The 13,862-nt window shown below is 51.9% G+C and carries 9 protein-coding genes and 1 pseudogene; 4 read left to right on the forward strand and 6 right to left on the reverse strand.

All coding sequences use genetic code 11. The features are described 5' to 3' along the window. Positions 1-50: 50 nt before the first annotated feature. From G604_RS14845 to G604_RS0111060, 5 genes are all read right to left on the reverse strand, one after another. Positions 51-1,490: a glycosyl hydrolase gene (locus G604_RS14845; protein WP_196801126.1), complete on the reverse strand. Its 1,440-nt coding sequence runs from the start codon at positions 1,488-1,490 to the stop codon at positions 51-53. An 18-nt stretch (positions 1,491-1,508) separates the two neighbouring features. Beyond that, a complete protein-coding gene (locus G604_RS0111045) occupies positions 1,509-2,738 on the reverse strand; it encodes a glycan-binding surface protein (RefSeq protein WP_028910615.1) in 1,230 nt (409 codons plus the stop codon). 62 nt (positions 2,739-2,800) lie between these two features. After that, a complete protein-coding gene (locus G604_RS0111050) occupies positions 2,801-4,552 on the reverse strand; it encodes a RagB/SusD family nutrient uptake outer membrane protein (RefSeq protein WP_028910616.1) in 1,752 nt (583 codons plus the stop codon). A gap of 39 nt (positions 4,553-4,591) precedes the next feature. After that, entirely contained in the window at positions 4,592-7,792 is a 3,201-nt protein-coding gene (locus tag G604_RS0111055; RefSeq protein ID WP_028910617.1) for a SusC/RagA family TonB-linked outer membrane protein, read from the reverse strand. 39 nt (positions 7,793-7,831) lie between these two features. After that, positions 7,832-8,815 carry a hypothetical protein gene (locus tag G604_RS0111060; protein ID WP_155941934.1) on the reverse strand — a complete coding sequence of 328 codons (984 nt, stop codon included), beginning with the start codon at positions 8,813-8,815 and terminating at the stop codon, positions 7,832-7,834. A 240-nt stretch (positions 8,816-9,055) separates the two neighbouring features. On the opposite strand from G604_RS0111060, the gene G604_RS0111065 reads away from it, so the two are divergent. The 4 genes from G604_RS0111065 (at position 9,056) to G604_RS0111080 (ending at position 12,924) form a co-directional block, all read left to right on the forward strand. Further along, positions 9,056-9,235: a DUF4250 domain-containing protein gene (locus tag G604_RS0111065; protein ID WP_028910619.1), complete on the forward strand. Its 180-nt coding sequence runs from the start codon at positions 9,056-9,058 to the stop codon at positions 9,233-9,235. A gap of 175 nt (positions 9,236-9,410) precedes the next feature. After that, positions 9,411-9,872: a hypothetical protein gene (locus G604_RS0111070; RefSeq protein ID WP_028910620.1), complete on the forward strand. Its 462-nt coding sequence runs from the start codon at positions 9,411-9,413 to the stop codon at positions 9,870-9,872. Position 9,873: 1 nt separating this feature from the next. Further along, positions 9,874-10,320, forward strand: coding sequence for a hypothetical protein (locus G604_RS0111075; RefSeq protein WP_028910621.1), 447 nt, complete (start codon positions 9,874-9,876; stop codon positions 10,318-10,320). Between the two features lie 414 nt (positions 10,321-10,734). Further along, the gene (locus G604_RS0111080) at positions 10,735-12,924 is read left to right on the forward strand and encodes a glutamine synthetase III (protein ID WP_028910622.1); all 2,190 of its coding nucleotides are present in this window, start codon (positions 10,735-10,737) and stop codon (positions 12,922-12,924) included. A 714-nt stretch (positions 12,925-13,638) separates the two neighbouring features. On the opposite strand, the pseudogene G604_RS15580 reads toward G604_RS0111080, so the two are convergent. After that, a pseudogene (locus tag G604_RS15580) lies at positions 13,639-13,862 on the reverse strand (IS4 family transposase); the annotation flags it as partial.

Below are 13,862 nucleotides of genomic sequence, written 5' to 3' on the forward strand. Positions count from 1 at the left end.
GCCGCAAGTATCACTACTTACGGCCTTTGGGGTAAATCGATGAGCAAAAATTAATAGTTCACTTGATCACGAGTGACAACAAACTTGGAGTTCATCCAACTGTTGAAGAACTCCTTGGAGTTGATATCTCCACCCGTGGTATAGTCACCATACCAAGGCATGACCCAGCTCCATACAGTGCCCTTCTCCATCATACTCTTGACAGACGGCATGGCACCGCACTCTGCCATGGTGATGATCTTCTTTCCTCCCGTCATCTCGCGTAATGCCTCGAACTTATCGGCGGCAGAGGAATGATAGAGGCTCTTGTTATTCTCGTAATAGTCATAGGCGATGATATCCACATAGTTATCACCGGGATAGAAGTTCTTATCATTGCCCTCAGAAGTCCATACCCAGATGACGTTGTTCACGCCCTTGGCCTTGAACTCATTGAAGACCATTCTCCAGAGTTTCTTGAAGTTGGCGGCACCACCTTTGCCCCACCAGAACCAGGGCTGACCATTGTCGTAGTTGTAGATGTTACCGGAAGCCTCATGAAGCGGACGCCAGATAACGGCGATACCCTTCTGCTGCAGGGCGAGGAGATAGTCGGCGATGATATCAATGTCACGCATGGCATGGGTATGCTGCCACGTACCCGTACGGGTTGCCTGCTTGGCATCCCAGTCGGTCTCGTCAGCCTTGAAGGTATAGCCCTTATCGTAATCACTCTCCTGTGCCTTCGTCTTCGGAACGACCCAGTGCCACATGAAGGAGACGATACCACCGGCGTTGTGCCAGTCCTCTTCCTCCTGCGTGTTCGTATAGTCCATCCAATTGGTTGGATTCAGCGGCTTGCTGTGGATAAACTGGATGAAGTCGTAGGTGTTGATGGCAGGATACTTGCCACTGGCCTGGTAGATATAGTCGGCCATGTCGTGGTTCATACCGGCATTGTTAGCCGTAGCCGCGGAGAGGACCGTCTTGCCGAACTGGCTGACGAGGTAGCTGTAGAGGGCCTTCGTCTCTGCCGTGGCATTGGCGTTGACGAGGTCAGGCGTGATATTGAACTTCGTCGCGTCAAACATGTTGTATACCTTCGTCTGGAAAGAGAAGGAGTAGTCCTCGGCGAAGTTGTAACTGCTGTCACGGACCGTCGGCTTCATCACCTCGATCTTATAATACTGTGCCGGCTGAGCGTTCACATTGATCGTGACCTGGTTGCCCTCACAGGTCACCGTACTGTCGGCAGCATAATAATAGGTACTGTCGTTGGTATAGATACGCACGGTACGATGGGGCGTCAGGGTCACCGGCTTACTGTAGGTGATGACGACATTCTCGATGGTGTCGATATCGGTGCTGTTGTCCTCCGGGGATACCGACACGACAGACGGCACTATCGTGTCATCGAAATGGCGGGCTTCCCGGTAGTCGTTGTCATCACTGGAGCAGGCAGCGAGGGAGAGGGCCGCCAGCGCCAGGGATGCTATCATGATCTTTTTCATTGTCATTACTGTTGAGAATTAATAATTAGCGGGCTCTACACGGAACTGTCCGAAGGCATGGTCCACATCCCAGGCATCAGAGGTATTCGGCTGCAAGACGAGCTCCAGAGCCACCCATCCGCTCGGTGTGAAACCATTGAGAACATCCTTCAGCGGGATACTGACCGTACGCCACTCGCCATTGGTATTGCGAATATTATACTGTCCGTAGGGATCGAACTGATGACGGCTGGAAGCACCGTTGAACGTGATCAGATAACCACCATTCTTATTGGCGCCGAGGGGACCATTGTCACCCTCGTCATAGAACGGGTGCTTTGTGTTGGACCAGATCTCGAACTTCAGGACATAGTTCTCGGGATGTGCGGCAGCATCATCGTTCGACCAGTTGCAGCCAAATCCCGTGGAGTTCCAGCTCCAGGCATCATAAGTACCGGTGATCCGCAGGAACTTATAGCCGAGGGACTGCGGTCCCGTCTTGTCGGAGCCATCCTGTACGAGGCCCTTACCCCAGTCGTTCCACCAGCCCACATCGCCGGAGAAGTCGAAGAGCAGGTCTTTCGTCATACGGTAGGCGATGGTCTTCGTCTTTGTCTGACCCATCATCTGCCAAGAGAAGGTGATGAGGGAGTTGTCGGGACAGTCTTTCGGAATCGTGATACTCGTGTAGGCCTCCGAACAGCTGTCGCAGTGGATCGTCTTCTCATAGCCGGCCTCTGCGTTACGGATCACGATGGAAGCCGTACTTGTGGCTGTGGTGTCATTGAAGCCGAAGAGGTCGAAATAGTCACCCTCCAACTGTACACGACTGCCGGGATAGGCGAACTCATTAGCCAGGCCGTCGAGCTTCAGCTCGGGGATATCCACGGGGAAATAGTATTTGGCCACACCTTCATTGGTCTCATAGACGAGGGTATCGGTGACCTTCTCGGGGATCGCACGGGGTATACGGAGATAGCTGACACCACTCTCGGCATAGATCTGTGAAGGCTTCACCTCAAGACCATTGAAGGTGACATGCTTGGCATTGGCGAGATTAGCTCCTTTGATACGGATCATCTCGTTGAGGACACCCTTATTCAGGGGATTCACATAACCGGAATCACTGATGTCATAGATGCCGCTGATCTCCGGTGCGCCGTTGTTGCTGTAACGGTCGGGGAGACTGTAGTCGACGACATCGCTGCAGCTGGCCGTGAGGACGAGGGCGGCAGCGAGCGCCATATATTTCAGTTTATTCTTAATCATGATGATGAATAGTTTGATCGTTGAGATTCCCCTCTCCGGGGAGAGGGAGAATCAGAATATACTTAGTTCCAACCGGGGTTGTTGCTGTTGATGGAGTCATTGGTATTGATCTCATCCACCGGAATCGGATAGAGGAGGTTACGCTCCGTACGGCTCTTGTTGATATTCGAGTCGTCACGTCCGCCGATGGCATTCATGGCCTGGAGATAGATACCCCAGCGGATGAGGTCCCAGCGACGGTCACCCTCACAGGCGAACTCCTTGGCACGCTCCTCGAGGATGATGCTGCGCATGCTCGTCTGGCTGGCCGGTGTGGTCATCAGGGTGGCATTGCTGCGCTTGCGGACCATATTGAGATAGGTCATAGCCTCACTCTGGTTGCCGAGCTCGTTCTCTGCCTCAGCGTAGATCAGCAGCACGTCAGCATAACGCAGGAACGGCCAGTAGCTGTCGGGATTGGTGATGGCATCATTGCTGACATCATCATATTTCGTCGTGAAGGCGAGGCACTCGGAAGAGGTGTTATACTGGAAGTTGTAACCCATATCCTTATAGACCTTGTCCTGTCCGCCGGGATAGTCGTTGCCGAGGGCATCCTTACCGGTCACCTTGCCGCTCCACGACTGCGGATAGTAGAAGGCACCATTGTAGTCCTCCTGATAGTAGTAGCGCCATACATGGCGTACACCCTTGACGATACGCAGATCCTGGTCGTCGAAGAGCTGATACCAGTTGTTGCTGCATCCGATCCAACCACCGGAATTCAGGAACTGACTGCCCTGTGCCTTCTTGTAGCCGGAATAGTAGGTGTGAACTGCGGTCTGATAGGTGGCATCACCCGACGTGGACTCCACGCCCCACATCATCTCGGAGTCCGTGCGGTGCTGGCGGCTCCAGAGGTTGGCATAGGAAGAGAGCTCATAAGCGCCATACTCACCGTCGATGACCTTCTTGGCCCATTCGGCAGCCTTCTCATAGAGTGCCTTGGAGTCCATGTTCTCATAACCGGCGACCGCCTGCTTCTTGAATACCTCAGCAGAGGCTGTGCGGTAGAGCTTCACCTCATTGCCGTTGACATCAGTAGCCGTACGGTAAGGCTCACCGGTGCGGACGGTGATCTCCGTTCCTGCCGGCATGGCAGCGGAGGCCATCGTGGCATAGACCTTGGCCAGCAGACCGGCGGCGGAGCCGGCACTGACATGTCCGGCCTTGTAGTTCTTGTCACTGCGCTTGTACATCATCTCCGAGGCTTTGGTCAGCAGGTCGATGATATGGTCGTAGATCTCGGCGACAGGACGGCGGGCGTGATGGAACTCACCACTGGCACTGACATCAGTAGCCATATAAGGGATCGGGCCATAGGCGCGGACGAGGAGGAAGTAAGCAAAAGCCTCCTGGAAATAGCACTCGCCGATGGCATTGTTCTTCGCTGCCTCGTCGATGCTCATGCCCTGGATGGTACGTACGGCGAGGTTGGCGTCGTTGATGAGGTTATAAGGGCCCTTCCACATTTTGTCGAGGGCCTGCTCAGCCTGGAAGTTGCCGGAACCCATATTACCGAAGAGCCAGTCGGGACCGGAGATATAATCGGCGTCGAGCTCGAGGACACGCGGGAACTCACTCCAGCGGAACATATCGTCGAGCCAGTTACTATAGACACCCGTGACGAGCTGGTTGGCACCATCCTCCGTGTCGGGCACGTTCTTCGGCTGGATCATACTCTCCGGCTTCTCCTCAAGCCAGTCGTTGCAGGAGGTCGTCGTGAGCGTGCCTGCGGCGATGAGTACCGGAATGATATAATGATAGAATTTCATTGTCTTTTCTGTTTGATAGATAACTTATTTCCCCACACCTTAGAAGATGGCATTGATGCTCAGCGTGAAGGTGCGGCTGGAAGGATAGGAGTAGATATCGACGCCACGGCGGCTGGAGTCAGAGCCGAAGGCGTTGACATCGGGATCATACCAGCTGTAGTTGGTAATGGTGAAGACATTCGTGGCCGTGAAGGTGAACTGCAGCTTGTCGAGACCGGAGATATGGAACGGATGGTTCCAGTCGTAGGTCAGACTGATATTCTTCAGTTTGATATAGCTGCCATCCTCCACATAGCGGTTGCTGACGAGGAAGTTACGCTCATAGCCGGAAGCAGCCTTCGGCCACTGGGCATTCATGTAGTTGTCCTCTGTCCAGCGGTGGTCATAGGCATCACGCGTGATGTTACCGATATTACCGAGCTTGATGTCCATGAGGTTACCGTTGAAGACATCATTGCCCTGTGAGCCTTGGAGGAGGAAGCTCAGCGTGAGGTTCTTCCAGGAGATATTGTTCGTCAGACCCCAGGTGTAGTCGGGGTTCGTATCACCGATGATCGTACGGTCGGCCTCGGTGATCTTACCATCGTGGTTGAGGTCGGCATACTTGATCTCACCGATTTTAGACTTCACGACAGCGTCGGTGGCGTAGGTATACTGCGGATCAGCACGAACCTCTGCCTCGTTATCGTAGAAGCCATCCTCGACATAACCGTAGATGGCGCCGATCGGGCAGCCGTTGCGCTGGATGAAGACATTGTCGGCACCATACCACAGCGTGTTGGCATACTGGTCGCCGTTGAGACCGCCGATGGTATTCTTGTTCCAGGAGATGTTACCATTGAGGTTCCACTTCCAGTCTTTCTGATTGATGATATTCGCGCCAAGGGAGATCTCGACACCTTCATTGGTGACGTTACCACTGTTGGTGAGCTTGTTGCTGAAACCGTTGGAAGAGGCGATCTTCACCTCCTGCAACAGGTCGCGGGTCTTCTTGTGATAGTAGTCGACGGTGAGCGTCAGGCGGTTGTCCCACCAGCCGAAGTCGATACCGGCATTCCACTGTGCCGTGGTCTCCCATTTGATATTCTCATCGACGGGGCCACGCCAGTTGACCATGGCGACACCGGAGTTGATGGAGCCGTTGAACGGATAGTTGGCCACGGACATCTGGGGCAGCGTACGGTAGCTGCCGATACCCTGGTTACCTGTCTCACCATAACTCATACGGAACTTCAGGTTGCTGAAGATATTGAGATCCTTGATGAACTTCTCCTCACTGGCACGCCAGGCGAAGGCACCGGAGAGGAAGGTTGCCCACTTGTTCTTGTCGGTGAACTTCGAGGAGCCATCCGAACGGAGGCTGGCGGTGAAGAGGTATTTGTCGAGGAGCGTGTAGTTGACACGTCCGAGGAAAGAGGCGAGGCGCTGTGTTCCCTTGTCGCTGGCCAGGACGGCCTTGTCGAGGGCACGGCTCATATCGTTGTCTTTCGTCAGGTCATCGGGGAAGTTCTGGGCCGTCTCACTGTTGTTGATCCAGTGGGAGTCCTCAATGGTGAAACCGAGGACGGCATTGACGGCGTGAGCCTGGCCGAATTTCTTGTCGAAGGTGAGGAGGGACTCTGCCGTGAGGCTCTTCCAGATATTGGAGGCATGAGAAGCCTTACCGTTGACGGGTGCCTTACCCTCCTGGGTGTGGCGGTCGTAGTAGGAAGCACGGTGGGAGTCGTTGTAGCTCAGACCGAGGTTCTGACGGAACTTCAGCCACGGGGTGAGCTTGACCTCCATGAAGGAGCTGCTGAAATAGTTGATGGCGTTGAGCTCATCCTTGGCGCTGTTGACATAAGCGGCAGGATTGGCAGCCAGCCAGTTGAGATCGTCGGCCTGCGTGGTATCCATGTTCGGGCCATAGGTCGGCGGGAAGATAAGCGCGGAGCGTACGACACCGGTGTTGTAGCTCAGCGTGTTGGCAAAGTTCGTCGTGGAGTTGGTGAAACTCTGGTTCGTTCCGATCTCCAACCAGTTATAGATATGGCGGGAGATATTGGCACGGAGGGAGTAGCGCTCATAACCGGAGTTCTTGATGGTACCGTCCTGCTTGGTATAGTTGCCGGAATAAGAATAGTAGCCTTTGTCGTCACCACCGCTGACACTCAGGTTGTAGTCCTGCTGGAAAGCGGTCTGGAAGATCTCGTCCTGCCAGTCGGCGACACCGAGCTCGGTGGCGTTGCCATACTCATCATAGTACCAACCGGGATGAGCATAGTCTTCAGGAGAACCGGTATACTTACCGGAGTTGTAGTTGATATGGCCATCATTATAATACTGATAGCCCCATGTGCCTGGATAGGGCACGGTAGTGACCTTTGAACCACTGTATTTGCGGTCGTTGTCATACTCCTCATTCTGATAATAAGCATAGGTGACGGGGTCGAGCATGTCGATTTTCTTCGCGATCTTCGAGAAGCCCATCGTTGCCGTGAGGTTCACGGTCGGCTTGCCCGTCTTACCCTTCTTCGTTGTGATGATGACGACACCGTTGGCACCACGGGAACCATAGATAGCCGTAGCGGAAGCATCCTTGAGGACTTCGATGTTCTCGATGTCATGCGGGTTGATCATGGACAGCGGGTTACTCGTCTGCTCGTTCGTCGTACCACCATTCGACGGGGTAGAGCCCGTCTCGAAAGGTACGCCGTCAACGATGTACAGAGGCTGAGAGGAGGTAGAGAAAGAGTTGGTACCACGGACGACGATACTCATACCGCCACCCGGAGCACCATCACTCTGCTGGATGTTGACGCCGGCCACCTTTCCCTGCATGCCATGGGCGAGGTCAATGGCGCCGCCTTTCATCAGGTCGTCACCTTTCAACTGTGCCATAGCGCCGGAGAGGTCACGCTTCTTCATCGTACCATAACCGACGACGACGACTTCATCCATCGTCTTGGCATCGGTATGCATAACGATCTTAATCTGCGAACGTCCCCGTACATCGATGGTCTGCGTCTTATAGCCTACATAAGAGACTACGATTTTTGTTTTCCCGGCAGGGAGGCTGACGGTGAAGTTACCATCGAGGTCTGTCACCGATCCCGTTCCTGCTCCGGGTATCTGTACTGTTGCTCCAATGATGGGCTCATTGCCGGCATCACCATCGACGACGGTACCCTTGAGGGTCGTCTGCGCCGTGATGGTGAGTGTCGCGAACAACAGCAGGAATAAAGTGGTCAACTTTTTCATTTGTCTGTTGAAATTGATTGGTTTATTGTTGATTGTGATTTATCGCATCAGTTTCTTGCCATTGACGATGACAATACCCTTATAGTCCTTGCCTACGCGCTGTCCGGCGAGATTATACATGGCGCCCTTAGCCGTCCGGTCAGCCTTCATAGAGCGTATGGCCGTGGTACTGCCGTTCTTCACGGTAATCTTCGTCAGGGTGGCATTGAAGCCGGAGAGGACCATGCCGCCAGCCTGTACGGAAGCCAGGTCGGCATCACTCAGCACGGTATGGAAAGAGGTCGTGCCGGCGATATCCACACAGCCCCACTGATTGACGCCCTTGACACTGCTCAGTGCGTTCCAGCTGGAATCCATGATCTTAATCTGGGAATAACCGGCATCGGCATTACACGTATAATAGAAGGTGAACTCAGCACCACTCTGTGCCGTAGCAAATTTCGATGCGGCGACCTGCGTGGAGGCGCCCCAGCTTGTACCGAAATCCAGACTACCCTCCCAAGCGGTCTGTTCGCCGGCGGCCTTGTTGGCGATATAGGCCTGGTATTCCTCTTCGGTAACGAGATAGGCCTTGTCGACGGTCATGGAGGTGTTGGCTGCCTGGGCCTGCACCCAGAGGTTGATCACCTGGTCATAATAATCCGGGTTCAGTTTGACGAAGGCGACCTCGTCACCCTCTCCACAAGCGCCGTTGGAAGACTGTCCGTCAATTTTCACCGGATTACCGTCCGTACCCAACTTTCCATCGGTATAATCCACAGAGATGTTGAAAGATCCGGTCACATTGGAGAGATCAAGCTCAAGATAGTCGCCATCGCTCCAGTCGACACCCTCCGCGCCATTGGCCAGCCTGTTGCCGGCACCGGCCCAGGCGGCAGAAGCCGTGATGGTATTGCCACTGACAGCACACGTCGTTGCGTCCCAAGGAGACCAAGCGCCCAGGGTCACCTCTTCCTTTGCGTTGGCCGTCATTGCGCTCATGACCATCAGTGCACTGACTGCTAGTGTAAATAACTTATTCATACAGTTTTAGTTTTATAGATAATTATTAGTTGTATTATTTGGTTGCAAAATTAGTTGATTTAAATCAATTCAATTGACTTTTTTTTGCTGAATACTAACACTATTTTCACCTATTTGTATTTTCCCCACCGTAGGGACATGATTCATCATGCTCCGCCGGATTGTTAAATTCCACCTATTATTATATTGATTCGTGGAAATTTCGTAACTTTGCAGCCGACAAGTAAAAAGATTGCAATTATGGAAAAACTCCCCAAGGATCCGATGATCCTCTTCAGCGCCGTCAACATGCTGTTGCGCGACGATTACAAGAATTTGGATGAACTCTGCGATGACATGCAGGTAGACCGCAAGCAGCTCGAGGACAAGCTCGCCACGGCCGGTTTCGAATATAACCCCGAACAGAATAAGTTCTGGTAAAAAGACAGAATATGATATGTCAATGAAAGACAGAGTAACAGATCATACACATATATGCTATATCTGTTACTCTGTCTTTTTTATACTCTCTTTGAAAAAGAAAACCAAGAAAAAAATTCCAAGGAAAATTTGTTATCTTGAAAAAGAAAACGTATATTTGCAGTAAAAACGAAATATGACGGAACTTGTAATACAAATAGATAATAAGGCACTTGTCCCAAGCTTAAAGAAGGTGATTCTGTCTTTAAAGGGGGTCAAGGATGCCATATTGACCAAAAAACAATCTCCTGCCATATCTCCTACGGCAGTCAGACTCTTAAAAGATCTCTCAACTTTCCAGAGCTACAAGAAGGGTTGGGACAATGCAGAAGCATGTCCACTGTCTCAAAAGGTATCAAAGAACTTTATACAACTCCTTGGAAAGAGTGCGGAGGAAGACTTGTCGGACTGGAATATCTTTCCGGAGGTTAACGGAACTCTCATGATTGAAAATGAGAAGAAAGATGCTCAGATCAATCTTGCTGAAAAGGAATTTTCATATTTCCATGATGATCACGGACAAATCCTCGGCCAAAACCATATCAAATTCACTGTCCCGGCATTACTGAAGATTATTAGACAAATCAATCGGAAATAGAATGTATATCGGCAATCAAGAGAATGTTGCAAGGATCATTTTCTCTCCCAAAATGATCTATAAAGGTAAACTCTTACCTGCGGCTTTTGAACTTAGAATTCAAATCCATGAGGACTATCTGTCGGTTTTACGAACTTCTATTTCTTCTTGGCAAGAGGAAATGTGCCGTATTCCTAATAGGAAAAATAGGACTGCTGTAGGTTATGCCTTATTAAATGTAGGAGAAATACGTTCTTTATCATATGCAGATACAGTATATGACGTATTAGACAAAAGTTCGGAAACCATCCTTTCTCATGCCGGTATCACTATAACCTACCAATCAACCCCAATCATTGGTGGGTTGAACATAGAGAACTTGGATGCGAGTGAGTCTGAAGATTTCATCCGAATGGCAATCAGATACAAGCTCGTAAAATTAGCTCAAAAGCATCTAATTATGAAATGAGATAAAACCATTTTTCCCACCGTTAGGGCGGCCCTCGTGGCCGTCCTAACGGTGGATCAATGTCCGTGATAATCCGTGTCTTCCGTTGCCAAGAAACAATATCGTCTGATGCCACGTGAATGCGCAGCCGGTTTTTATCTTGTTTTTTCTGTTTTCTTCAAAAAAAATATCCCGAAAAGGTTTTCTTCAAAAAAACGATAGCTACGGTTTTATTTTTGTTTTTCATGTTTTTATCAGACCACACCGCAACGGTTTTTGTTGAATCGCGGGGGGTGGAACATAATAAATTATGTCCCTACATGAGGGAAGAAACAAATATCATCTTATCTTGATAAAAAAATCAACTATTTGTAACGTATTTCCATTTTTTGTTGTACTTTTGCAAGCAGAATACAACCGATAAAAGAAATCGTTATGGGAAACTTAAGATTTGATGGTGTTGTGGCCGCTTCCAGGAAGCGTCCCCTCGAAGTGATCGCCCCCGTGGAGCGTCCTTCGGAGTATTTCGCCAAGTATGTGTTCAACCGCCGGAAGATGTACAAGTATCTTCCCGCCGATGTCTATGAGCAGCTCATCGAGGTCATCGACCACGGAGCCCGTCTCGACCGTTCCATCGCCAATGCCGTCGCCGACGGCATGAAACAGTGGGCCATGGAACACGGCGTGACCCACTATACCCACTGGTTCCAGCCGCTGACCGAAGGCACGGCAGAGAAGCACGACGCCTTCGTCGAGCATGACGGCAAGGGTGGCATGATCGAGGAATTCAGCGGAAAACTCCTCATGCAGCAGGAGCCTGACGCCTCCTCCTTCCCCTCCGGAGGTATCCGTAACACCTTCGAGGCCCGCGGCTACAGTGCCTGGGATCCCACCTCCCCCGTGTTCATCATGGATGACACGCTCTGCATCCCCACGATTTTCATCTCCTATACCGGTGAGGCCCTCGACTACAAGGCACCGCTGCTCCGTGCCCTCCATGCCGTGAATGTCGCCGCCACCGATGTCTGCCATTATTTCAACCCCGAGGTACAGAGCGTCCATGCCAACCTCGGCTGGGAACAGGAATATTTCCTCGTCGATGAGGACCTCTATTTCGCACGCCCCGACCTCGTGCTCACCGGCCGTACCCTCATGGGCCACAGCAGCGCGAAGAACCAGCAGATGGACGACCACTACTTCGGTACCATCCCCGAGCGTGTCCAGGCCTTCATGAAGGATCTCGAGATCCAGGCCCTCGAGCTCGGCATCCCTTGTAAGACGCGCCACAACGAGGTGGCACCGGGCCAGTTCGAACTTGCCCCGATCTTTGAGGAGTGCAACCTCGCCGTAGACCATAACATGCTGCTGATGAGCCTGATGAAGAAAGTCGCCCATAAGCACGGCTTCCGCGTCCTCCTCCATGAGAAGCCCTTCGACGGCATCAACGGCTCCGGTAAGCACAACAACTGGAGCCTGAGTACCGACAACGGTATCCTCCTCTATAAGAGTGGCAAGACGCCGCAGGACAACCTCCGCTTCGTCGTCTTCATCGTCGAGACGCTCATGGCCGTCTATAAGCACAACGGACTGCTGAAAGCCTCCGTGATGAGTGCCACCAACGACCACCGTCTCGGTGCCAACGAGGCTCCCCCCGCCATCATCTCCTCCTTCCTCGGCAAACAGCTCAGCGATCTCCTCGACCATATCGAGAAAGCCGACAAGAAAGACCTCTTCAAGCTCGAGGGTAAGAAGGGCATGGAACTCGATATCCCCGAGATCCCCGAACTGATGATCGATAATACCGACCGTAACCGCACGTCCCCCTTCGCCTTCACGGGCAACCGCTTTGAGTTCCGCGCCGTCGGCTCTGAGGCCAACTGCGCCAGTGCCATGATCGTGCTCAACACCGCCGTCGCCGAGGCCCTGACGAGCTTCAAACAGCGTGTTGACGCCCTTATCGCCAAGGGTGAGGAGAAGAACAGTGCTATCCTCGACATCATCCGTGAGGATATCAAGACCTCCGCGCCGATCCATTTCGACGGCAACGGCTACAGTGATGAGTGGAAGGCAGAGGCGGCCCGCCGCGGCCTCGACTGTGAGGCCAGCTGCCCCGTCTGCTTCGACCGTTATCTCGACAAGGACAGTATCAAGATGTTCGAGAGCGAGGGCGTGATGAAGGAGAACGAGCTCGCCGCCCGCAACGAGGTGAAATGGGAGACGTATACGAAGAAAATCCAGATCGAGGCCCGTGTGATGGGAGATCTGAGCATGAACCATATCATCCCTGTTGCCACACACTATCAGAGCCAGTTGGCGAAGAACGTGGAGGCCATGATCGACATCTTCGGCCGTGAGGAGGGTAAGGAACTGACGTCCCGCAACCAGAAGCTCATCCGTGAGATCGCCGAGCGCACGCAGAAGATCGAGACGGGTGTCGAGGAACTCGTCAACGCCCGTAAGGTCGCCAACAAGATTGCCGATGCCCGCGCAAAGGCCGTGGCCTACCACGACACCGTCGCCACAAAGATGGAGGAGATCCGCTATCAGGTGGACCACCTCGAAATGATCGTCAGCGATGAACTCTGGACGCTCCCGAAATACCGTGAGCTCCTCTTCATACGATAATCCTTGATGTTCCGAAACCGCCACGGGCAAACAAAAACATCATTGTTTGCACCGTGGCGGCTTGTTTTTTAACGAAAACCAAAAAAACAAAATAAAAACCGGCTGCGCGTTCACGGGGCATCGGACGATATTATTTTTTGGGCAACGGATGACACGGATTTTCACGGACATTGATCCTTTGTAGGTGTCGTCCTATTGCGGCCACGCAAGGAAGATGGGGAATATGTAGGGACATGATTCATCATGATCCGACGGCAAACGCTATATGAAGAAGGAAGCCCTCGACAGATGGGCAATGAGGGATCGTACAGGGACATCAGAATCGTGCAGGCACGTCATATAGCCAGATTCGTGCAGCATTGCCACATCCGCCGATTCAGGAAAACGGGCTGTTAGCTTTCGTAAGGACACCTCAGAAATGAGCGCTCGTTGAGGGACGAATTTTCGTGCAGAACAGTGGACCGCCTTCGGGTGGGTTTCCGCTGCAAAGGTACGAACTAACCGGCATTCCCACAACGGCCAATTGTGCACATACGTACTAAAAATACTTAATTCATATCTTATCCTATCTTCTAACGCCCTAATGGAAATAACTCAACTTTCGCAAGTGAATTTTTGTATTTCTAATTTCGCATATTCATGCACGAACATGTGATGGAGATGTGAGTTCCCAGAAATGGCTGCATGCATTAACTCCATATAGTCCGCAGAAACCTACTCCGCAATTTCTGTGACTACCTCAACTATAAGATTCCAGATCTTGTCCACAATCGTCATTTCGGCGGTACCTGTTGTTACCTCTCCAAAGAGTCCGCCTATAGTTTCATAGGAATCAAAACGCTTTGCATAACACAATATATTGTATTGTATGATGGTGAGAGTTACGCTTGCGATCTGTGCCGTGAAGTTTCTTGCCTGGCATTTGCCCAGTCCGAGCA

It is taken from the genome of Prevotella sp. AGR2160, assembly GCF_000424185.1.
GTDB lineage: Bacteria > Bacteroidota > Bacteroidia > Bacteroidales > Bacteroidaceae > Prevotella.